Origin of the sequence: Halomonas sp. M20, assembly GCF_020622265.1 — a bacterium.
In the GTDB taxonomy this organism is placed as follows: domain Bacteria; phylum Pseudomonadota; class Gammaproteobacteria; order Pseudomonadales; family Halomonadaceae; genus Modicisalibacter.
Map to the genome: position 1 here is coordinate 73,058 of NZ_JACNMQ010000007.1, position 23,017 is coordinate 96,074.

The 23,017-nt window shown below is 60.1% G+C and carries 18 protein-coding genes and 1 pseudogene; 8 read left to right on the forward strand and 11 right to left on the reverse strand.

Annotation, left to right across the window (positions count from 1 at the left end):
* Positions 1–38: 38 nt before the first annotated feature.
* From H7850_RS15860 to H7850_RS15890, 7 genes are all read right to left on the reverse strand, one after another.
* On the reverse strand, positions 39–3,191 hold the full coding sequence (locus H7850_RS15860) for an efflux RND transporter permease subunit (protein WP_227370455.1): 3,153 nt from the start codon (positions 3,189–3,191) through the stop codon (positions 39–41).
* Positions 3,191–4,258: an efflux RND transporter periplasmic adaptor subunit gene (locus H7850_RS15865; protein WP_227370456.1), complete on the reverse strand. Its 1,068-nt coding sequence runs from the start codon at positions 4,256–4,258 to the stop codon at positions 3,191–3,193. The genes H7850_RS15860 and H7850_RS15865 overlap by 1 nt, the downstream gene beginning before the upstream one ends.
* A gap of 235 nt (positions 4,259–4,493) precedes the next feature.
* On the reverse strand, positions 4,494–4,796 hold the full coding sequence (locus H7850_RS15870; protein WP_227370457.1) for a hypothetical protein: 303 nt from the start codon (positions 4,794–4,796) through the stop codon (positions 4,494–4,496).
* A gap of 148 nt (positions 4,797–4,944) precedes the next feature.
* Positions 4,945–5,877, reverse strand: coding sequence for a LysR family transcriptional regulator (locus H7850_RS15875; RefSeq protein WP_227370458.1), 933 nt, complete (start codon positions 5,875–5,877; stop codon positions 4,945–4,947).
* A 310-nt stretch (positions 5,878–6,187) separates the two neighbouring features.
* Positions 6,188–7,192 carry a glutathione S-transferase family protein gene (locus H7850_RS15880; protein ID WP_227370459.1) on the reverse strand — a complete coding sequence of 335 codons (1,005 nt, stop codon included), beginning with the start codon at positions 7,190–7,192 and terminating at the stop codon, positions 6,188–6,190.
* A 140-nt stretch (positions 7,193–7,332) separates the two neighbouring features.
* Positions 7,333–7,932, reverse strand: coding sequence for an NAD(P)H:quinone oxidoreductase (gene wrbA / locus H7850_RS15885; RefSeq protein ID WP_227370523.1), 600 nt, complete (start codon positions 7,930–7,932; stop codon positions 7,333–7,335).
* Between the two features lie 240 nt (positions 7,933–8,172).
* A complete protein-coding gene (locus H7850_RS15890) occupies positions 8,173–9,084 on the reverse strand; it encodes a LysR family transcriptional regulator (RefSeq protein ID WP_227370460.1) in 912 nt (303 codons plus the stop codon).
* Positions 9,085–9,322: 238 nt separating this feature from the next.
* Between H7850_RS15890 and ybiO the strand changes: the two genes are divergently transcribed.
* The gene (gene ybiO, locus H7850_RS15895; protein WP_413614168.1) at positions 9,323–11,725 is read left to right on the forward strand and encodes a mechanosensitive channel protein; all 2,403 of its coding nucleotides are present in this window, start codon (positions 9,323–9,325) and stop codon (positions 11,723–11,725) included.
* A gap of 181 nt (positions 11,726–11,906) precedes the next feature.
* Here ybiO and H7850_RS15900 read toward each other — a convergent pair whose 3' ends face one another.
* The 4 genes from H7850_RS15900 to hemC are packed head-to-tail and all read right to left on the reverse strand — an operon-like array spanning position 11,907 to position 16,524.
* Positions 11,907–13,130 carry a heme biosynthesis protein HemY gene (locus tag H7850_RS15900; RefSeq protein WP_227370461.1) on the reverse strand — a complete coding sequence of 408 codons (1,224 nt, stop codon included), beginning with the start codon at positions 13,128–13,130 and terminating at the stop codon, positions 11,907–11,909.
* Positions 13,127–14,788, reverse strand: a complete 1,662-nt coding sequence (locus tag H7850_RS15905; protein ID WP_227370462.1) for a uroporphyrinogen-III C-methyltransferase — start codon at positions 14,786–14,788, stop codon at positions 13,127–13,129. The genes H7850_RS15900 and H7850_RS15905 overlap by 4 nt, the downstream gene beginning before the upstream one ends.
* A 6-nt stretch (positions 14,789–14,794) precedes the next feature.
* On the reverse strand, positions 14,795–15,583 hold the full coding sequence (locus H7850_RS15910; protein ID WP_227370463.1) for a uroporphyrinogen-III synthase: 789 nt from the start codon (positions 15,581–15,583) through the stop codon (positions 14,795–14,797).
* Complete coding sequence (gene hemC / locus H7850_RS15915) at positions 15,580–16,524, reverse strand: hydroxymethylbilane synthase (RefSeq protein WP_227370464.1); 945 nt, start codon at positions 16,522–16,524, stop codon at positions 15,580–15,582. Before hemC ends, H7850_RS15910 begins: the two co-directional genes overlap by 4 nt.
* Before the next feature lie 247 nt (positions 16,525–16,771).
* Between hemC and argH the strand changes: the two genes are divergently transcribed.
* The 7 genes and pseudogenes from argH to H7850_RS15950 all read left to right on the forward strand — a co-directional run bounded on the left by argH (position 16,772) and on the right by H7850_RS15950 (position 23,017).
* On the forward strand, positions 16,772–18,202 hold the full coding sequence (gene argH / locus H7850_RS15920; RefSeq protein WP_227370465.1) for an argininosuccinate lyase: 1,431 nt from the start codon (positions 16,772–16,774) through the stop codon (positions 18,200–18,202).
* A 1-nt stretch (position 18,203) separates the two neighbouring features.
* Positions 18,204–18,311: pseudogene (gene lptM, locus H7850_RS18280) on the forward strand (LPS translocon maturation chaperone LptM); the annotation flags it as partial.
* Positions 18,312–18,406: 95 nt separating this feature from the next.
* A complete protein-coding gene (gene lysA, locus H7850_RS15930; RefSeq protein ID WP_227370467.1) occupies positions 18,407–19,663 on the forward strand; it encodes a diaminopimelate decarboxylase in 1,257 nt (418 codons plus the stop codon).
* Positions 19,663–20,496: a diaminopimelate epimerase gene (gene dapF / locus H7850_RS15935; RefSeq protein ID WP_227370468.1), complete on the forward strand. Its 834-nt coding sequence runs from the start codon at positions 19,663–19,665 to the stop codon at positions 20,494–20,496. The genes lysA and dapF overlap by 1 nt, the downstream gene beginning before the upstream one ends.
* Before the next feature lie 35 nt (positions 20,497–20,531).
* Positions 20,532–21,248, forward strand: a complete 717-nt coding sequence (locus H7850_RS15940; protein ID WP_227370469.1) for a DUF484 family protein — start codon at positions 20,532–20,534, stop codon at positions 21,246–21,248.
* Positions 21,249–21,348: 100 nt separating this feature from the next.
* Positions 21,349–22,257, forward strand: coding sequence for a tyrosine recombinase XerC (locus H7850_RS15945; protein WP_227370470.1), 909 nt, complete (start codon positions 21,349–21,351; stop codon positions 22,255–22,257).
* Between the two features lie 4 nt (positions 22,258–22,261).
* The gene (locus H7850_RS15950; RefSeq protein ID WP_227370471.1) at positions 22,262–23,017 is read left to right on the forward strand and encodes an HAD family hydrolase; all 756 of its coding nucleotides are present in this window, start codon (positions 22,262–22,264) and stop codon (positions 23,015–23,017) included.

Below are 23,017 nucleotides of genomic sequence, written 5' to 3' on the forward strand. Positions count from 1 at the left end.
ATCGCTAGGTGAATAATAGTTAAAAACAGCAAGGTGCCTCAGTTTGTTTGCTCGCGGCGCCAGCTCAGCACCGACACCGTCAGCGCGGGCAAGAACGTCAGCGTGACCGTGGCCGCCCCCAGCAGACCGAACAACACGATGGCCCCCACCCCCCGATACAGTTCCGTGCCTTCGCCGGGCAAAAACACCAGCGGCGACAGGCCGCAGATGGTGGTCAATGTGGTCATGGCAATGGGTCGCAGGCGGGTGGCCACCGCACCGATCACGGCATCCACCACCGAGGCGCCGTGGGTACGCAGATTCTGGCGGGCCTGTTCCACCACCAGGATCGGGTTGTTGACCACCGTTCCCATCAGAATCAGAAAGCCCAGCATGGTGATCATGTCAAAGGGCTGACTGAGGGGGCGCAGGCCAATCATCGGCAAGAGCCCGCCAACCAGATTCATCAGCGCCAGACCCACGATGCCTCCGGCAATCCCCAGCGGAATCGCGGTCAGTATCAGCAGGGGAAAGCCCCAGTGGGAGAAGATGGCTACCAGCAGCAGATAGACAATCACCAGCGCGATCATGAAGTTACCGCTGAGTGCATCCCGAGTGGCATTGAGCTGATCGCTGGCGCCGGAGATCTCGATGGCGACATCCGTGGGCACTTCGCCGCTATCACGCATGGCGGCCAGCAGTTCGGTGTTGACGCGTTCGACGCCAGCTTCAAGAGGCACGTCTTCGGGTGGAATCACGTTGAGGGTCACGGTCCTGCGGCCGTCAAGGCGCCGCACGACGCTGGTATCGACGGTTTCTTCGATGGCGGCCAGGCTGGACAGCGGCAGCGTCGCGCCTTGCGGCGTATACACCATGGCATCCGGCAACACCTGCAGGCCCGGATTCGGGCCTTTACTGCCGTACAGATAGATATCGATTTTCTCGTCGTCGAGGAAGAAATCGTCCACGTAGGCCCCTTCCGTCAGCGACGCCACGGTAAAGCCGATCGCTTCGGTATCCAGCCCCAGCTCGGCGGCGCGATCCCAGTCCGGGCGCACCTGGATCAGCGGCTGCGCCAGGGACAGGGTGGCCGGTTGCGTCTGGATGCGGGGGTTGTCGAATATCGTCTGGGCCCGCTGGTAGGCGCGGTTGGCGACGCGATAGATGGACACCAGATCGGGGCCGGATATGTCCAGATTGATGCTGCGGGTTCCCCCATCGTTGCTGGAGATGATCGACCCCTTGGCGGCAAAGGCGCGCATGCCGGGGAACCGCTCGTAAAGTTCGGTGAGCTCTGTCATCAACGCTTCGATGTGATCAGGGTCGCGGGTTTGCGCGATGATGCGCATGTCCGTGGGATTGACTTGGGTGTACATGAAGGCCAGCGGCGGGATCGAGGTCTCCCCCGCTTCGTAGGACGCCGGATCGGCGTTCACCTGGGGCAGCAGCTGCGCTTCCACCTGCTGGGCGATGCGATCCATTTCCTCGAGGTTGTAGCCCGGCGGGGCGTTCATGGAGGCAAAGGTCTTGGGCTCCTCCCCCTCGGGCAGGTATTCCGCCGGCGGGGTCAGCACCAGGATGATCAGGGCGCTCACGGCGACGGTGCCCAGAATCACCGCGCCACGCCGCAGCGGGCCGGCCACCAGCCAGCGCACCGCCGATACCATGGCCCCGGCCCAGCCCCCGGCGGTTACATTGCCGTATTCATCCGTCGCGGATTGACCATTGCCGAAGTCCAGCCGCGCACTCAGGGTGGGAATGAGAGTGACCGCCACCAGCATCGAGGCGAAGATGGCTGAAGAAATGGCGATCGCCACGTCCGAATACAGCTGGCCGGCTTCTTCTTCGATGAACAGAATGGGCAGGAACACCAGCATGGTGGTCATGGTCGAGGCGAGCACCGCCGGCCAGACTTCCTGAACTCCTTTCAGCGCGGACGCAAACCGGTCCAGGCCCAGTCGGCGGTGCCGTTCGATGTTTTCCAGCACGACGATACTGTTATCCACGGTCATGCCGAGCGCGAACGCGACCCCGGCCAGGGAAATCACGTTGATGGTACGACCGGTGAGCATCAGGCCCATGAAGGCGGCGATGGCGCACAGCGGCACGCCGACCACGCCGGTAAAGGTCGCGCGGCCAGAACGCAGGAACAGATACATAACCAGGGTGGCAAAGACGGCGCCGATCCCCAGGTTGGTCCAGACGTTGGCCACCGAGGCCTCGACGTAGCGCACATCATCGTTGGTGAGGGTAAGCCGCATCCCTTCTGGTTCCAGCACCTCCTCATTGATGCGTTTCACTTCGTCCAGCATGGCGCGCTTGATATCGATGACGTTCGAGCCGGCTTCCCGGCGCACTCGCATCATCAGCACGCGCTGACCGTTGACGTAGGACAGCTCGCGCATGCGGGACTGCCCTTGGCGCACCGCAGCCACCTCTGAGAGTCTCACCACGCTGTCGCCGCGGCGGGAAACCACCAGCTGGCGCAGTTCGTCCAGATCACGGAACCGGCCTTCGGTTCGCAGCAGATAGCGACGCTTGCCGGCGTCCACCTCACCGCCGGAGACGTCCTGATTGCGGCGGGTGATGGCGTCACGCAGATCGAGCAGGCTCAGGCCACGCTGGGCCAGTTTCGCTTCATCCACGATGATCTGCATCTGCCGGTCGGCGCCGCCGCCCACCGTCACCTCCGAGACGCCGGCCACGCTCTCCATCCGGGGCCTGACGCGATCCTCCACAAAGTCGCGCATCAGATCGATATTCAGCTCGTTCGGATTGTCCGGCAGGGTGGTGATGCGAAAGCCCATGAAGGCGTTGGAAGAAAAAGAGGCGGCCACGATGCGCGGCTCATCGACATTGTTGGGGTAGCTGGGCACCTGACTGAGGGCGTTGTTCACCTGGATCAGGGTTTCGGTGATATCGACCCCAAATGGAAACTCCAGCTCGATTTCGGCAACGCCGCTGGTAGCCGTCGAGGTCAGCTCACTGAGGTTGGGTACGTTGCGCAGAAAGCGCTCCTGCTCGATCAGTATTTCCTTCTCGATGTCCTGGGGGGTGGCGCCCGCCCAGGTGGTTTCGACCGTGACCGTGCGGGTTTCCAGATCCGGAATCATCTGAATGGGAATGCGCAGCGCCGCGGCCGCCCCAAGAATCGTGAGGATCAAGGTGATTACCGTCACCAGGGTGCCGTGGCGAATGATTCCGGCAAACATCAGCGCGCGCTCCGCGGCGCTTGGGTGACTCGGGCGCCTTCCTGCAGGGATTCATTGCCACGCACCACCACCTGTTCGGTGCCGTCGAGTCCGCTCAGAATCTCTACGCGGTCGCTAAACCCGGCGCCGATTTCCACCCGCTTTTCCCGAACTTCATACTCCTTTTCCCGAACTTCATCATCCGAGCCGCTGACCGGCTCGGCAATCCACACCGTCACCCGGCCCTCGGGATAGCGGTTGATCGCATCCCGCGAAACCGTCAGACCCTGCTCGCCGGTGGCTACCTGCAGCGTGGCCTTGACCGCCATGCCGGGCAGCACCTGCAGTTCATCGCCACCGGTTGTCCGCAGCAGAAAGGTTCTGGCCTGAGGGTCGTTGACCGGCACCAGGGAGTCGATGGTCAAGGAGACTGGTTCTGCTTCGGTGCCGACAGGAGTGGCCAGCAGCCGGGCATTGTCGTCAATGCGCTGGTAGTAGCTCTGGGGTACGCGAAAGTCCAGTCGCAGGTTCGTGGTATCCACCAGCGTCAGCAGCGTGTCTCCGGGGGTCACCCACTCGCCAAGATCCGCCGACCGGCTGCTGACCACGCCGTCATAAGGGGCTTTGATGCTATGGCGCTCATGCAAGACCTGACGGCGCGCCTCTTCGGCTTTCAGCCGGGCCAGCGCGGCTTCGGTCGCCGACACTTCACTTTCCCGGGCGCTTACTTCGGTGGCGGCGATATTGCGGCCCGCCCCCACGGATTCGGCCTCGGTAAAGCGCCGGCGCGCTTCTGCCAGGAGTGCCTGAGCTTCCGCGGATTCCGCACGAGCGCTTTGTAGTTCAAGCGTCGCTTCTTTCTCGTCCAGGCCGATCAATAGATCGCCGGCGGCCACGCGATCGCCTGCATTCACCTGAACGCTATCCACAAGGCCAGCCACCGCTGCCGAGAGCTGCGACGTGCGCAGCGCATTGACCGTGCCATTGAGGCGCACTTCGCTGATGATGTCCGTTCGGGTTACCTTTTCAAGGGCCACTCCCGGGCGGTCTTGGGCCTGCGCCGACAGCACTGAAAGGCACCACAACATTGTCAGGCACCATGATCGACGGATAACCGGTTTCACCAAGCTACTCCTTGTCCTGGGCTCCGCGCTGAAAGCGGACCGGATGCCATTCAAGTGGTTGTATATCAATAGAATCTAATAACAAGCCACTAAAAGCGGCGCCATCTCCATTACCGGTAATGGAAAGATAGCGCCGTAGATCGAGTAAATAAAAGCCACTATTGCAAAGCGGGCGACGAACGATGAGTCGCCTGGTCCATTACCAGTCAAGCGGTTTGGACGCCGTCGGCTCGTTGCTGGAGTCATTGGAGTAGCTTGTCTCACTGGCAGTTACTTCCGATATATAAATCGCATGTTGCTTGAGCGCATCGCTTTGGCCGAGCAAGTTTCTTGCCTGCTTTTTCGTAATATCCTGCTGAGAAACGTTGATATTCTGCTGCGATATCGTGGATGAAAGCGGCTCGCGAATTTCCTCGTTGATGCGGGCGGTCACTGCGCTGGCAGATGCGGTCATGGAGAAAGTCGCGGCGACAATTGCTGAGAAAAGCAGTGTGGTTTTCATGATTTCTACCTCCGATTGAATACGTCTGGTTGGCTGTGTTTCTAAGCAAAATTATGCGCACTTGCCCCGGATGATTCGAATCGAACGTGGCAAAAATAGTTATCATGCCGATTAATGGTATATAAATGACGACGATAATGACGTGAACTTAATCACCGAATGGCGTCACGGGATTTTCCGCATCATCTGCGAGCATTTGAATGCGCGATCGCATCCACCGCTCAGCGGGATCGTTGTCCTGCGCGCCGCTCCATACCATGGACAGATCGAAGTCGGAAGCCTCGAAGGGCAGCGCCTCTTCGCGCAGCCCGCCATGGGCGGTGAGCGTCGCCGCCACATAGTCCGGCACCGTGGCGATGATGTTCGTTTCCGAAAGCAGCGTGCTCAAACCACTGAACTGAGAAATGGCCAGCACGATTTGCCGGGCGCGTCCCTGCGCCGCCAAATACTTGTCGACAAAACCGCTCAGGTCTCCCGCAGGGGACACCAGGGCATGCGGGCGGGCGCAGTACTCGTCCAACGACAAGGCGCCGGGGATGCGGTCGGCGCGTAATACCCTGGGCTTGCTGACACGCAGCCTTTTGCGTTTGGCGTTGGCAGGCAGTTCGCTCGTATGGCTGACCCCCAGGGATATCTCGCCGGAGCTGAGCAGCGTCGGCATCAAGAGATGGTTGGCGCGGCGCACGACCAGCACGATATTCGGCGCCTCCGACCGTATGCGCCGAAGCAGGGAAGGCATCAGCCCGAATTCCACGTCATCGGAAAGGCCGATGCGAAAGACCCTGTCGCTGGTGGCAGGGTCAAACTCCTGAGTATGGCTGAGCGCATTGGAGATGGCATCCAGCGCCGGGTGCAGCTGGGTGAATATTTCCTCGGCCCGGGCAGTGGGTTCCATGGTACGCCCGGTGCGTATGAACAGGGGATCGTCAAACAGTTGGCGCAGGCGTGAAAGGGCCGCGCTGATCGCGGGTTGACCGAGGAAAAGCTTCTCCGCGGTTCGCGTGACGCTGCGCTCGTGCATTAGCGTCTCGAACACCACCAGCAGGTTGAAGTCGACACGTCTAAGATCGCTGCGATTCATCGATCGTCTCTCCAGAGTCACACAAGACTCGAACTCGTGAGTCACTGTCTTGATCAAGTCAAAGCGGACACATTTTCAAGCCGCGGCTGCCAATTCGATCTTTCTCGACATCTGATAGCCGGGGGCGAATGGAGCCACCAGACAGCGCCATCCTTGCAGCATCCAGATCACGATGATGGTGACCACTGAAGAGCGGCACCGGCGACTTCCACTACGGTGAGGCGGCCCGCATGAGCCCTTAACAGGGGAGGTTGGTATGGCCGAAAATTGAATCGCCTCTCTCTGGAGGCGATCCACAGTGCGTGCCTGATCAGGACTTCTCGCGCACGCCACGCCCTGTCAGGCGCTCCCGATCGTGCGGACGGTCAAAATCGAGCACAGGCCCTTTGGGAACGATGCGCGTGGGGTTGATGGTGTCGTGGCTGTAGTAATAGTGGCGCTTGATATGATCGAGGTTGACGGTCTCCTTGATACCCGGCCACTGGTACAGCTCGCGCAGGTAGTTCGACAGATTCGGGTAATCCTCGATGCGGCGCAGGTTGCATTTGAAATGGCCGTGATAGACGGCATCGAAGCGCACCAGGGTGGTAAACAGCCGGATATCCGCTTCGGTCAGCCATTCACCGGCCAGGTAGCGCTGCTCGGAAAGCCGAGCTTCCATGCGATCCAGCGACTCGAACAGGGCTACCACATGCTTTTCGTAAACCTCCTGTTCGGTGGCGAACCCGGACTTGTAGACGCCGTTGTTGATGTGATCGTAGACATCGGCGTTGACCGCATCGATGGTCTCGCGCAGGTCCTCGGGGTAGAAATCGAGACGGTTGCCGGTTATCTCGTCAAAAGCACCATTGAAGATCCGCACCAAATCGGCGGACTCATTGTTGAGGATGCGCTTGTCCTGCTTGTCCCACAGCACCGGCACCGTGACGCGCCCGGTATATTCCGGATTGGTGAGGGTATAGAGCTCACGATGATATTCCGCCCCGTTCACAGGATCACCGCTGGCCCCCTCATCGACATTGTACGTCCAGCCTTCACCCAGCATCAGCGGGCTGACGTGAGAGGCCCCCATCAGCGGCTCCAGTCCCTTGAGCTTACGCATGATCAGGGTGCGATGCGCCCAGGGGCAGGCCAGTGATACATAAAGATGAAAGCGATCAGACTCGGCAGGCACGCTCTCTTGACCATCAGGAGTCGGCTGTCCGTCTGCCGTCACCCAGTCGCGCAGCTTGGCGGATTCGCGCACGAACTCACCGCCGTGCTTTTTGGTGTCGTACCATTGATCGTGCCATTCGCCGTTGATTAACAGACCCATGATCGTTCTCCGTTTGAAAGTTGCCTATGCATTCAGGTGCGCCGCGCTGATTCAGCGCCACGAGCCACGTGCTCGATAGAGATAGGCGTATAGAAATGACGGGCGAAGGGAGGGCAATGCCCTCCCTCGGTCAGGTAGGATTAGCCTTTCAGCTTGGCCGCGATTTTAGCCACGTGTTCGCCCTGGAAGCGGGCAATGGTCAGCTCCCGCTCGTCGGGTTGGCGCGAGCCGTCGCCACCGGCGATGGTCGAGGCGCCATAAGGCGTACCGCCGCCGACCTGGGAGATATCAAACATCTCCGGGGTAGCATAGCCGATTGGCACGAGCACCATGCCGTGGTGCGCAAGGGTCGTCCAGGTGGAGGTGATGGTCATTTCTTCCCCGCCGCCGGTGCCGGTGGAAGTAAAGACACTCGCCACCTTGCCGACCAGGCCGCCCTTGGCCCACAGGCCGCCGGTCTGATCCAGGAAGGTACGCATCTGGCCCGCCATGTTGCCAAAGCGCGTCGGCGTGCCAAAGATGATCGCATCGTATTCCGCAAGCTCTGCGGGGGTTGCCACCGGCGCACCCTGTTCCGTCTTGCCACCGGCGGACTTGAAGGCTTCGGTATCCATGGTTTCCGGAACGCGCTTGACCGTCACGTCGACGCCTTCCACGCTGCGCGCGCCTTCAGCCACGGTGTTGGCCATGGTTTCGATATGGCCGTACATGGAATAATAGAGAACTAATACCTTTGTCATTTCGGGTTCCTCTTGGATTGAAGATTCGCTGTTTTCCGCACCGCTGAAAAGCCGCGACAGGAAATCGGTAAGCCGTCCCATGCAACAACTCCTTGTATTGCTTATACCAAGATAGCCGGTCAGGGCTCATTGCCCACAAGAGTAACGCCTGGGGTCGGGTGATTGGTTCTGATTATCGGGCCATAACGATCGAAAAATTCGATGGGTTACAGGCCTGCCGTATTGGTGCTTGAAGCCCGCCTATTGCCTGGCCTGGTTGTAAGCACGGCAAACCCTTTGCAGGGCCCGGGCCAGCGCCTGGGTTGCCGGGCCTGCGCTATCCCGGTTGGCAAAGACCAGATACAGCTCCTCGTGCCGGTTGCCTCCCTCGGCCAGAGGCAAGGGCTTGAGTATCTCGGCCTCCAGTTCCTCGCGAATATGCTCCAGAGGCAACCAAGCAAAGCCCAGCCCCTGGGTGACGAACTGAATCGAGGTCTTGAGCTGGGAGACGGTCCAGCGCTCATCCGCACCCAGCCAGCCTGCGTCCTGACTGCGCTTGATGCCGGTATCGCGGACCACGAACTGCCGGTGGGCCCTCAGGTCTTGCTGGGTCAGTTCGCGCCCCAGGTGATGCAGGGGGTGCTGAGCGTGGGCAACCGCCACAAACTCGATGGGCAAGAGAGGTTGCCCCAAAAGGCCGGGGGGCGGCCGGTTGGTGACGATCAAATCGGCACTGCCATTGGCCAGCGCCTCATGGGTGCCGGAGAGTACCGATTCGATGAGCTGTACACGAGACGATCGGCTTTCGGGAATAAAAGCCGCCAGCGCTTGGCCCAGAAGCTCGGGCGGGAAGATCGTCTCTATGGCCAGCCGAACCTCCGGTTCCCAATCCTGGGCCAGGTTGGCGGCCAGTCGTTCCAGGCTCTGAGCCTCTTCGATGAGCACGCGGGCGCGGCGCAGCAATGTCTCGCCTGCCTCGGAGAGTTCCGCCTTGCGCCCGCGTATCACGAGCATCTCGACGGGCAGTTGCTCCTGCATGCTCTTGAGGGTATAGCTTACCGCCGACTGGCTCTTGTTGAGCGCTTCGGCGGCGCGGGCAAAACTGCCTTCATCGACCACGGCTTGCAGCACTGCCCACTGTTCGAGGCTGATGCGAGGAATACTGGTAGCCATCTGACGCGGGCTCCCCTTGGTGAGTTGGCTGGTCATCATAGCTTAGCGGCGATCGAACCATTGCTCACTATTCGACCAGCCCTCGCCAGAACATAAAAATGATTGGTACACTCCCGCCGTTGCGAGCCGCGTATCATGCGATTTTATTTCAATCGAATAGCGGCATAATTTCATTCATTCAAGACCTCTGGCCATGTTGCATAGAGGTACACCGCTGCCATGGAAGGAGACTTTTAGCGTGTCTTTATCCCGCTTGAACGCCCATTTGGGGCGCTGGCTTGCTGTGGCGCTGATGCTGATTGCGCTGCCTGTTTTTGCTCAGCAGAGCGGGCCTTCTAAAGAGCCCGCCCCCGATGGACCCGCCTACTCAACCTTAGCGGATCTACTCGAAAACGAGGGGTCGCGTCAGCGCTTGATTGAAGAACTGCGCTCCTTGGCAGCGAATCAGCAAGAAGAATCGGATGCGACAGAGGGGGTGTCTCAGGCCAGCAACGCCGAGCAGGCACCTGGCAAGCAAGACGCCAAAGATATCTCCCTTGCGCGACAGCTTGCCGAAACTACCAGTTCTATTGCCGGTGATCTAAGCGGTCAATTCAAGAATCTCACCGGCGCACTAGCCACACTGATATCCCCCGCGGACGACAGCTTGGCGCCTCGCGTCAGCATGGCAGAACTGAGCCGGTTGGCGCTTAATATGGCGCTGGTCATTGTTGCTACCTTCGCGGTGTTTTTCATTCTGCGCGGCCTGGCTCGCCCCCTGTTCAATCGGATAAGCCATTGGACCCGGCAGGGCGATGATCGCAGCACGTTGTTGAGAACGTCGGCAGCGGTCGTACTGGCAGCACTTATAGATGTTGCCGTCGTTGCACTGGCTTACGTGGGGGGTAACCTGATCGCCACTTTCGCAATTGGCGAAAGCGGCGCCCTGTCGACACAAGCCTCGCTTTTCCTCAATGCCTTCCTGATCATCGAACTGATCAAGGCAGCCATACGCGTACTTTTCGCCTCTCATCATGAGGGATTACGTCTACTACCCATCGATGCCCAGGAAGCCGCACACTGGAATCGCTGGCTAGCGTTACTGACCGGCTTCGTGGGCTACGGCATGCTGGTGGCCGTCCCGCTGACCAATACCAACACCTCATTGGCGCTGGGCCATGCCCTTGGTCTGATCATCATGTTGCTGGCCTTCGTTTACGCCACGACCTTCGTGTTGAAAAATCGCCTCAAGGTCCGCGCCGCCCTCGAAAGCAAGGCGTCCAATGCTTCCATGGGAGCTTCCAGTCTGGCGCTGCGAGTGATCGCCCGAAGCTGGCACCTGCTCGCCATTGCCTATTTTCTGTTCATCCTGGTACTCAGCATCCTGCGCCCTGAAGATGCGCTACCCAGCGTCATGCTGGCGACCCTGCGAACGCTTCTCATCGTTGGCATCGGACTACTGCTCTCGGGAATGCTCACTCAGCTCATCGGCAAACGCATTACCCTGTCCGCAGACTGGCGGCGCAAGATGCCCAAGCTCGAATCACGCCTCAACGCCTACATCCCCACTTTTTTGAAAGTGATTCGGACACTCATCTTGGTCACTGTCGTACTGTTGGTACTCGATACCTGGGGAGCGTTCGACCTAGCAGCCTGGTACGCCACGGAAGCCGGTTACAACACGGTCAGCAAGCTGATCGACATCATCCTCATTCTTGCCGTAGCGGCTGCCATATGGATCGTACTGGCCAGTCTCATCGAACACCGCCTGAATGACGACAGCCGCCGGGGCGAGCCTACCGCCCGAGCCAAGACGCTATTGAGCCTGTTTCGTAATGCTTTGGCGATCACTCTCATCACCATGACCGGCATGATCGTACTGGCAGAAATCGGGATCAATATTGGTCCGCTGATCGCCGGCGCCGGTGTTCTGGGCCTGGCCATCGGCTTCGGCGCCCAAAAGCTGGTTCAGGACATCATCACCGGGGTATTCATCCAGATCGAAAATGCCATGAACACCGGCGATGTGGTCACGGTGGGCGGCATCACCGGTACTGCAGAGCGCTTGAGCATTCGCTCCGTAGGTATTCGCGATCTCTCCGGCACTTACCACATCGTGCCTTTCTCAAGCGTCGACACCGTGTCCAACTACATGCGCGGATTCGGCAATCACGTCGGCGAATACGGCATTGCCTATCGTGAGAGCATCGACGACGCCATCGTGCAACTCGAACATGCCTTCGAGGAACTCAAGGCCAGCGAAGAGCATGGCCACAAGCTACTCGAACCTCTCAGCGTTGCCGGCGTCGTTGCGCTGGCCGACAGCTCGGTCAATATACGGACGGTCATCAAGACCACCCCAGGGGATCAATGGGCCGTGGGACGCGCCTACAACCGCCTGGTCAAGAAGCACTTCGATGCCGCCGGAATCGAGATCCCCTTCCCGCACACCACCCTGTACTTCGGCCAGGACAAGAACGGTTCGGCGCCGCCCGCCAATCTGCGCGTCATGCAGCAAGATTTCAGCATCGATGGCAGCCCGGCAGGGCAGTCGACAGCCAGCTCCGCGCCTAGGTCAACGTCGGAAACGCAGGAGCACGAGCCGGCGCCTATACCCAAAGAACATACCAGGCCGGATATTGATAACGACGAAAACACCTAGCGTCGATGCGCCTCCAACTGGGGGCACGAGCATCGCTGCAAACTGTGCAAGGGCTGCCTGAGAGCAGCCCTTTCTTGCGGTTGTTTCCTAGCAGCAGAGCCTTTTCTGAAATATTCAGGACGGGTCACTGGCATAAAAAAGGGCGCCAAGAGGCGCCCAGGAGAGCAATACGACTCTATGCTTAGGGGTTCTGCTCGCTCGGCTGCGGCAATGCCGGCAGCGATCTATCGAGCAGTTCGACACTCTGACGATAATAGAGCTGGCTTTTGTTGTGCTCACCCATATTGGCGAACAATCGCGCCAGTTCGGCACATACAACCCCGTTGGGTCGTTGGCGCTGACTGGCCTCGAAATACTCTTGCGCCTTGCCCCAATAAGCATTGCGCAGCGAGAGCCGGCCTAACGTCAGCAATAGATCAGGGTCGTTGGGTCGCTCCTGCAGCCATTTTTCCGCATAGGCGAGCTGGCGGCCTGCATCGACGTTGAGTACGCCATAGCGCAACACCAGACGGTTATCCCAATGCTCCCTGAGAGTATGACGCAAGAGCCGCTCGGCAAGCCCCTCTTCATTACCACGCACCAATGCCTCGGTGTAGAGCCCTACCAGTTCGATGTCGGTGCGCAAATAATCCGGAATATCCGCCCACAGGTTGCGCACCCGCTCGATATCGTTGGGATTACGTGCCGCCTGGATAAGCAACTCCCGGTAAGCCCGCTTCTCGAGCTCGTGGCGCTCTTCCTGGGTCACCAGCTGGTGGCGCGCCAATCGTGGCATCAAGCGACGCAGGCCATCCCAGTCGTTGACGCTCAAATAGGCCTGCTTGAGCAGCTTGAGTACCTGAGGATGTTCGGGAAGCTGGCGTTCAAGACGCGTCAATGTTGCCAGCGCCTCTTCAAACTGCTGACGGTCGAGCATCAGCTGCGCCTGCATCATGCCAACGGCCGTATCGGAACCTTCGGTACTGTAATGCGCTCGCTTCAACAGCACGTCGGCTTGGTCATAGCGCCCTTGATAGTGAGCAGCCAGCGCTGCGGACAAGTAGTTGACCAGCGGTGTGCTCGAGTCATCCGCGGCGCGAGTCAAGGCTTTCTCCGCCCGCTTCCAGCGCCCTTCCGCCAGTGCGACCAAGCCCCGCACCGTACGCCGCATGGCGTTACGGTTACGGTTGCGGCTGTTCCAGATCTTAAGACGACTGACCGGACGACGCAGCCGCGACAACAGTCTCAGCAAGAAGTGTAGAACGACGAACAGCGCCAGCAACAGTACCAGACCGAACCAGAACGAGGTCTGAAATGATGTATCGCCGACCCGTATGAGCCAGTAACCTGGTACGGCCTGCATCAACTGACCGAACAGGGCACCAATGGCGAGCCCGAGAACGATGATGAGAATTAGCTTCCTCATGCGTCAGCGCTCCCGCCGTCCTGACGGCGCTTCATGAAGTCACGTAGATTCTGCAAGGACTCGCTGATGTCCGGCAGTTCAGGGTGTATCGTTTTCTCGGATAGCTGAGGCAATTGCTCGAGAATTTTCTTCACCCCGTCACTATCCGGATCGTAATACCCCTCGATCAGCTTGCGTGCCTTTTCCAAACTGGCCTCATAGAGTTTGGGGTTGGCCTGCAATACCGCCAATTGTGCCTGTTCCAGCTGTAGACGCGCGTTCTGGCGCAGATAAGATTCCTGCTGCGGGGTCATCAGCGCCTCCAGAGCTTGCTCGTGCTTACGCACCACGACCAGCTCCTTCAGCTCCTGACCGAAGCGGGAAAGCTGTTGCTGCCAGCCGCCTTCGACCTGAGACGTATCCCCGCCCTTGGCAGCGATCTGCTCGATATCCTGTTGCAACGGCAGCTTGGCCAGCTGTTCCTGTATTCCCATGAGCGTCAGATAAAGGCCCGTGCGGTCGACGTCGGGCACGGAATTCAGCTCGCCAAGTTCGGATTGGATGGCACGGCGTACCGGGGTCAAGGCCGGGTTGTCGATTTCGGTCAGCCGCTTGTCAGCCGTTTGCAGCAGTGACTGCGCGCCATTGACATCCCGTTCGAGCTGCAGGCGCTGATTGGCGAGCTTCAGCAAATACTCGACTTCGGCATAAACCCACTCGCTCTCATCGGTCTGTTGCTGGCTGGAGAGCTGCTCAAGCACACGATCAAGGGTCTGATTGACGCTATCGCGGTACTCCTGCATCTGTGAATTCATTTCCTGATTCAGCTTGCTCAACGCCTCTTCGCGCTGTTCACCGCTCTGATCGATCCGGGATCTGAGCTGGTCGATGTCATTGGCATTGCTCTCGACCTGGGACGACTGGGGCAGTTGCGTCAATCGCTGTTGTTGCGCCGACATCTGCTGCCATAGCCACCAGCCCGCAACCACGCCTGCCACTGCCAGAATCAACACCAGCACCAGCGCCACGATGCCGGTGATACTGCGTCCACTTCCACCACCCCCGCGATGGCCGCTAGCCGTGGTACCCGACATGGCGCCACCGCCGCCCGCTCCCGGCCTGGGCGTGGAGGCACTTGCAGCGGCGCCGCTCTGAGCAGCCCCTTTCGTACCGTTATTCGTCGTTCGGGTCGCCTCAGGCTTGGAGTCCGTGCTTGCTGTCGATGCGACCTCAGGACCTGATCGACTCGCAGCGGAGCTAGCTGCAGATGTGGTGGCGGAGGTAGAAGTATTGCTCATCGGTGCGCCGCTTTGCGAGCGTGTTGCCGCACTTTCATCCGCTGCAAGGTTGGCGGTTGCCGACTTGTCATCCGCGAGCTTACTTGTCGATGGCTTGGCTGCCGTTTCCCTGCCTGACCCCTTGCCTCTACCGCTTTTGCCCGATCCACGCCGTGAGGAGTGTCGTTTGCCGGCCTCGTCTCTACCCTGGCTATCGACCGTACCATCACCGGTCGTCGTGGCAGTCGTTGCCGGTTTCTGGGCTGTGCTCAAAGGCACTTCCTTGGCATCCGAGGTTTGTTTCATGTCCGATGTATGCGATGCATCACTAGGTGACCGGCTATCATTGGTACCACCGGGTACCCCTTGTTGTTTGTCCTGATCGTGTCCTTGCTTGCTCATCTCTTGCTAGCCTTTTTCAAGATCGTCATGATCGGCGCCACCCAGGTTGCAAACATCGGCCACAGCCGCTGCCAAGGCAGAGGATGTGGCACCTTGCGCCACTATAGGATGCAAAAATCCCAACATATAAGCCAGTGTAGCCAAACGCTGGCTAGAAACGACTAGCGGTTGGTTCAACGCCTTGGGCATGCACCATCCTGCCAGATGTTCGAGTACTTCGCTGCTGCTCACCAGCAGCGCTGAAAAATCTCCGTTCGCCAAGTGTAACGCGCCCACGCCCTCAGGTGTCATCAGGTTACGCCGATATAGTGCGATACGATCCACTCTGGCGCCACGCTGCGCAAGACTCTCCGCGAGCAGAGTGCGCCCACCCTCGCCCGCCACCAGCAATACGCGCCGCTGATCCAGTCGCTGCAACGACGCCAATTGCAGCAATGCTTCACTCGTATCCTCTTTGGCCGCAACAGGAATACGCACACGCACGCCAAGACGTTCATTCAACACCTGGGCGGTGCCTGCACCCACCGCATAGAAGCCAGGCCCCGATGGTAGCTGCGGCCAGTAGCGGTCAAGCCCTTCCACCAGGCATTCGGCGGCAAAAGGACTAATCACAATCACCACATGATAGTGATCGAAATCGAGCAATACCTGGCGTATATCGTGACTCTCGGGAAGCGCCTCGAGTCGCATGATATCCAGACTTTCCACTTCGGAGCCCAAGGCTTCAAGCGCGTGACGCAAGGGTATGCTACGGGCGCCAGGACGCGTGATCAGTATCCTGGGACGATCTTTCATTCGGTATCGCCGTAGACCTCGGCTAGGATTTCCCCGGCGCCCTGATCGAGAAGCTCCTCGGCTACGCGGATACCCAATATTTCCGGCTCATTCGCCGAGCCACGACCCTCGGCACGCAGCACTCGAGAGCCATCCGGCATACCGACCAAGGCGCGCAGCCACAGGGTTCGCCCACCTTCTTCGAGCACCGCATGCCCGGCAATAGGCACCTGGCACCCCCCATCCAGACGTGTATTCATGGCGCGTTCGGCCCGCACACGTGTCGCGGTATCCAGATGATCAAGAGGTACCAGCAAATCCAGCAGCTCAGGATCATTGATCCGGCACTCGATGCCCAACGCGCCCTGGCCACAGGCAGGCAAACTGATTTCCGCCGGCAACTCCATGGTAATGCGCTCGCTGAGGCCCAGTCGGCGCAACCCTGAAGTGGCAAGTATGATGGCATCATACTCGCCATCATCGAGCTTGCGCAGCCGCGTCTGCACGTTGCCACGCAGAGTGAGCACTTCCAGATCCGGGCGCTTTTCGCTGACCTGCAATCCTCGCCGCAAGCTGGAGGTACCGACTTTAGCGCCTTCAGGCAAGGCTTCGAAGCTGGCGTAGTGGTTGGAAATAAAGGCATCGGTGGGCTCGGCACCTTCGAGGATCACCGAGAGCCCCAAACCTTCAGGGAAATGCATCGGCACATCCTTCATCGAATGCACCGCGATATCTGCTCGACCGTCGAGCATAGATTCTTCCAGTTCCTTGACGAACAGCCCCTTACCCCCGACCTTGGCCAGCGGCGTGTCGAGAATCTTGTCACCTCGGGTGGACATGGCGACCAGTTCGACCTCGAGACCGGGATGCAATTCCAGTAGGCGATCACGTACATGTTCGGCCTGCCATAGGGCAAGCATGCTTTTACGGGTGGCAATACGAAGGGTCGTGATGGCGGACACGGCAAACTCCTGCGGCAGGTGGTCGAGTCATCCGTCGACCACGATAGACGTCTGCCGCGACAGCGGCATTTACTCCTTATGATAAAGCAGTCGTCGGTTTAGTAAAATCCAATGACACTCACTGCATCGGTCTTCCATGCCGATCTCGCCTGTAACGATGACTCTGGTACAATCTTGAACAAACTATCACCAAGAGCCCGTTCACGTTCGTTAACGAGTTCCAAGACCTTGCAGGACGCATCGCACCATGAGCCAGCAAACCAACCAGTCCTGGGGTGGCCGCTTCAGCGAGCCCACCGATGCCTTTGTCGAAAAGTTCACCGCCTCGGTGGATTTCGATCGCCGTCTCTACCACCACGACATTCTCGGCTCCAAGGCCCATGCCACCATGCTTGAGCGGGTCGGCGTACTGACCAGCGATGAACGCGCCGCCATCCTCGAGGGGCTTGCCGAGGTCGAGGCAGAGATCGAGGCCGGTCAATTCCCTTGGTCCGTCGCCCTGGAAGACGTGCACATGAACGTCGAGGCGCGGCTGACCGAGAAAATCGGTATTACCGGCAAGAAACTGCATACCGGGCGCTCCCGCAACGATCAGGTGGCCACGGACATTCGTCTTTATCTGCGTGACGAGATCGACGTCATCGACTCGGAACTTGCGCGTCTGCGCAGCGGCATGATCGAACTGGCGGACCGCGAAGCCGATACCATCATGCCGGGGTTCACCCACCTGCAGACCGCCCAGCCGGTCACCTTTGGTCATCATCTGCTGGCCTGGCAGGAGATGATCGCCCGGGATCAGGAGCGTCTGCGGGACTGTCGCAAGCGGGTCAACGTGATGCCCCTGGGGGCGGCGGCGCTTGCCGGTACAACCTACCCCATCGATCGTCACGTTACCGCGGAATTGCTGGGATTCGAGCGCCCTGCCGAGAACTCCCTGGACGCGGTGAGCGATCGCGATTTCGCTATCGAGTTCGTGAGCTTTGCCAGCCTCTTGCTGATGCACCTGTCCCGCATGAGCGAAGAGCTGGTACTGTGGAGCAGCGCCCAGTTCGACTTCATCGACCTGCCGGATCGCTTCTGCACCGGCTCCTCGATCATGCCCCAGAAGAAGAACCCGGATGTGCCGGAACTGGTGCGGGGCAAGTCCGGGCGCGTCTATGGCCACCTGATGAGCCTGCTGACGCTGATGAAGTCCCAGCCCCTGGCCTACAACAAGGACAATCAGGAAGACAAGGAACCCTTGTTCGACACTCTGGACACCGTCAAGGGCTGTCTCAAGGCCTTTGCGGACATGGTGCCCACCATCGAAGCCAAGACGGAACGCATGTTCGAGGCCGCGCGCAAAGGTTTCTCGACTGCCACGGATCTGGCGGATTACCTGGTGCGCAAGGGGGTGGCGTTCCGCGACGCGCACGAGATCGTGGGTCAATCCGTGGCCTACGGCATCGAGCAAGGCAAGGATCTTTCCGAAATGAGCCTGGAGGAGCTGCGCCAATTCTCCGATGCGATCACCGACGACGTTTTCGAGGTACTGACCCTGGAAGGCTCCGTGGCCGCACGTAACCACATCGGCGGCACCGCCCCGAATCAGGTGCGTGCCGCAGCCCAGCGGGCCCGGGATGCGCTCAACGCACTAAACACTCTGTCAGCGGGCCGCCAAGCGGCAGGAGATGCTTGAGATGCGCAGATTATCAAGTGTCGGCATCACTGCGCTGCTCCTGATGTTGCTGGCGGGCTGCGGTCAGAAAGGCCCGCTTTATCTTCCTGGCGATGAAGAAGCCGCCGAGGCCTACGATCCTGCCCGGGAGCACATGGAGCCCGGCCTGGAAAAGGACGATAGCGACAACGATGGCTTCCCCGACAGCAAAGAAGAGCGCTGAGCATGGATCATTTCGACTACCGCGACGACAACCTTCATGCCGAAGACGTGCCCGTGGCCAGCATTGCCGAGCGTTTCGGCACCCCGTGCTATGTCTACTCTCGAGCCACCCTGGAGCGCCACTACCGCGCCTATAGCGAAGCGCTGGGGAATCACCCGCATCTGATCTGCTACGCGGTCAAGGCCAACTCCAATCTGGCGGTGCTCAACGTGCTGGCACGACTGGGAGCGGGCTTCGATATCGTTTCCGTGGGGGAACTTGAGCGGGTGCTGGCTGCCGGGGGCGATCCTGCCAAGGTGGTCTTTTCCGGGGTGGCCAAGCAGGCAGACGAAATGGCGCGCGCCCTGGAGGTGGGCATCAAGTGTTTCAACGTCGAGTCCCTGCCGGAGCTTGAGCGCCTCAATGACGTGGCGGCGCAGCTGGGCAAGGTCGCGGCGGTGTCGGTGCGGGTCAATCCGGATGTGGACGCCCGCACTCACCCCTATATTTCAACCGGACTCAAGGCCAACAAGTTCGGTGTACCGGTGGATCAGGCTCTCGAGGTCTATGCCCGGGCGGCCGCCATGGAAAACGTTCAGCCGGTGGGTATCGACTGCCACATCGGCTCCCAGCTCACCGAGCTCGAACCGTTCCTGGATGCCCTGGATCGGCTGCTGGTACTGCTGGACCGACTCAGCGAACAGGGTATTGCCATCACCCATCTCGACCTGGGCGGCGGCCTTGGTGTGCCTTACCAGGACGAGCAGCCTCCACAACCCTTCGACTACGCCCGCGCCCTGCTCGAACGCCTCGAAGGACGCGATCTCACCCTGCTGTTCGAGCCGGGGCGTTCGATCGCCGCCAACGCGGGCATCCTGTTGACCCGGGTCGAATACCTCAAGCCCGGCGAAACGAAGAACTTTGCCATCATCGATGCGGGCATGAACGACCTGATTCGCCCTTCGCTTTATCAGGCCTGGCAGGCGATCATTCCGGTAGACAAACGAACGCCCCGCAACAGAGCGCTCTACGACGTGGTGGGGCCGGTCTGCGAAACCGGCGACTTCCTGGGCAAGGATCGCGAACTGGCTCTGGCCGAGGGGGATCTGCTAGCGGTACGCTCCGCCGGTGCCTACGGCTTCGTGATGGCGTCGAACTACAACAGTCGCCCGCGCCCGCCGGAAATCATGGTGGATGGCGACCAAATGCATGAGGTACGGCGTCGGGAAACCATCGAGACGCTATGGAATGGCGAAGCCCTGCTTCCGGAGAGGTTGTGATGTTGCTGCAATTCACCAAGATGCAGGGCCTGGGCAACGATTTCATGATGATCGACCTAGTCACCCAGCGCGCACGACTGGAGACGGAGCAGATTCGCCAGTTGGCGGATCGCCACTTTGGCGTCGGTTTCGATCAACTGCTCACCGTCGAGCCGCCTCGCGACCCGGAGATGGACTTTCGCTATCGCATCTACAATGCGGATGGCAGTGAAGTGGAAAACTGCGGTAACGGCGCCCGTTGCTTCGCGCGCTTCGTTTACGATCAACGCCTGACGCATAAGCGCGAGATTCGCGTCGAGACCCAGGGCGGCCCTCTCACCCTCATGATCGAGGAAGATGGCCGGGTGCGGGTCGACATGGGCAAACCTCGCTTCGAGCCCGTAGAAGTACCCTTCAGCGCGGAGCAGGATCTGCCATTGCACGCGCTGGATGTGGATGGCGAACATCTTGAAATCGGCGTAGTGTCGATGGGGAATCCCCATGCGCTATTGCGCGTTGACGATGTCGATGCCGCCCCCGTGGCGCGCCTCGGCAGCGCCATCGAGAGGCATCCGCGGTTCCCACGGCGCGTCAACGCAGGGTTCATGCAGGTTGTGACACGCCAGGAGATCCGGCTGCGCGTCTTTGAACGCGGTGTCGGCGAAACCCTGGCGTGTGGCACGGGCGCCTGCGCGGCCGTGGCAAACGGCATTCGTTGGGGCCTGCTCGAAAGCCCCGTAGAGGTCGAGTTACCCGGCGGCCGGCTGACTATCGAATGGTCCGACAAAGATGCCACCATGTTCATGACCGGCCCCGCCCTAAAGGTCTTCGATGGTCGCGTTCCACTTAGCTGATTGCGTACAACTAGTTGCAACGAGGTAGCTTATTCATGCCCCAGGCCCAAGCCCCGGACACCCCTCAGACATTGGATCCCGAGCATGTGGCCCAATGGCTAGCGCAGCATCCCGACTTCTTCGTCGAGCGCGAAGGGCTATTACAGCAACTCAAGGTGCCCCACCCGGACATCGGCGGGGCCATCTCCCTGCTCGAGCGTCTTGTGCTCGACCTGCGTAGACGGGCCGAAAGTGCCGAAGAGCGACTGGAACAGCTACTTGAATCGGCGCGGCACAACGAATCCCAGTATCGGCGCACCCGGGAATTGGTATTGGCACTACTCGAGGCGGAAAACAACGACGCCTTGGGCCAAGCGTTGGCGACACAGCTTTCCGAGCGCTTTCGCACCCAGTCCGTGGCGCTATGGTGCGCTTCCAATCTGACGGATGCCGAGCCCACCGCCCCTCAGCCCCCCCGCTTCGTGCTTGATAACAATGCAGGGGCACGCTTGGGAGCGCTGCTCGACGGTCGCGCCAGCCGCTGCCGACGCCTGTCGCGCAAGGACTGGCAGCTATTGCTGCCGCATATCGAGCCGCCCAAGAAGGCGGGCTCCTGCGCCCTGACGCGACTCACCCTAGGTGAGCCCTTAGGGTATCTGGTGCTGGCCAGTCACGACACCGAGCACTTTCGCGCCACCCTGGACACGCTATTCACCGAATATCTGGGCGAAGTCGTTGCGCGCTTGATGGTGCAGCATAGCCGGTCCCGCTGAAGCTCTTTACAAGTCCGCTGAGGCTCTTGATAAACCCGCTGAAGCTCTTTATTTAAAAGCCCGCTGAAGCTCCTCACCAACCGCCGAGCGCTCCATATCCATGCAAGAAGACGTCGACGCTTTTTTAGCCGACCTGGCCCAGCAGGCAAGCTCGGCAACCGTTGATGCCTATCGCCGCGATCTGGTGGTCTTCATGGACTACCTCGGCGAGCAGGGTATCACCGATTGGCGCAGGCTCGAGGCGGGGCTAATAAAGCGTTTCCTCGCTCAAGAGCGCAGTCGCGGCCTGGCACCTCGCAGCCTGGCGCGCCGTCGTGCCGCCCTGTCGCGCTTCGTAGAAGAGCTGGTGCACCATCAGGTGCTGACCCACAACCCAGTCAAGCTGGTACGTACACCGCGTCAACCTCAACATCTGCCACGGCCGGTGGATGTCGATCTACTTTCGCGTTTTCTCGACACGCCTCACGATGATTCGCCGCTGGCCCTGCGCGATCAGGCCATGCTGGAGCTGCTCTACTCCTGCGGGTTGCGACTGGCAGAGCTGGCATCGCTGAATCTTGATAGCCTGGATGCACGGCGTGTGCGCGTTGTAGGCAAGGGCAGCAAACCACGTCAGGTGCCGCTGGGTAATCGTGCTCGCCAAGCGCTGGAGGCTTGGAAGGCAGTACGTAGACAACTTGCAGAGAGCGAGGAATCCGCCCTGTTCGTGGGGCTCAGGGGTAAGCGCCTGGGCCACCGGGCCATTCAACTGCGCCTGGCGCAAACCGCCATCGAGCGTGGCTTGCCGGAGCATCTGCATCCGCACCGGCTGCGCCACTCCTTCGCCAGCCATCTGCTCGAGTCCAGCCAGGATCTGCGTGCGGTGCAGGAACTGCTGGGTCATGCCAATCTATCTACTACCCAAGTCTACACCCGGCTCGATTGGCAGCACCTGGCGAGCGTCTACGATGCCGCCCATCCCCGGGCACGCAGACGTAGCAATACCTCTCACGACGATCCGGCGATCTGACACCATGACCTCTTTTAGCTCTCCCTTGACAGCCCTGACCTTCGATCTCGACGACACTCTTTGGGACAACCATGGGGTGATGGTCGCCACCGAAAACGGTCACTATGACTGGCTGGATGAGGCCATCGCCTCTCTGGAGATCCAGCGCGAACGCATGAGCGAACGCTTTCCCTTGAGCGCTTATCAGGAACGACGCCAGCAGGTGGCTCGGCGCGAACCGCTGCGGCGAGGAGATTTCACCTGGATTCGCCAGCAAAGCCTGCTCGAGATGCTGCGAGAGTACGGGTTACGCCCCCAGGACGCCGAGGATTATGCTGCGGCAGCCATGGAACAGTTCATGATCTTTCGCCATCAGCTCACTCCTTACCCGGAGGTAGAAACGATGCTCGACGATCTCAGGCAGCACTACGCCTTGGCAGCGATCACCAACGGTAACGTGCAGATCACACGCCTGCCCCTAGCGCGGCATTTTCCCATCGCCATTGCCGCCGGCGAACTGCTTGCGCCCAAACCCGACGCACGGCCTTTCCTGGCGGCGCTGGCGCGGCTTGGCAGCACCCCCTCTCAGACGATGCATGTCGGCGACTCCTGGCGTGAAGACGTGCTTCCGGCACGGCGTCTGGGAATGCGGGTGGCCTGGATCGACAAGCATGGCGAACACCCCAGCGATATTCCCGAGGGGGTCTTCCGGCTCGATCATATCCGCGAACTGCCGGCGCTGCTTGCTCGGCTATCCCTAGCGCTCGGTTCTCGATCTTAG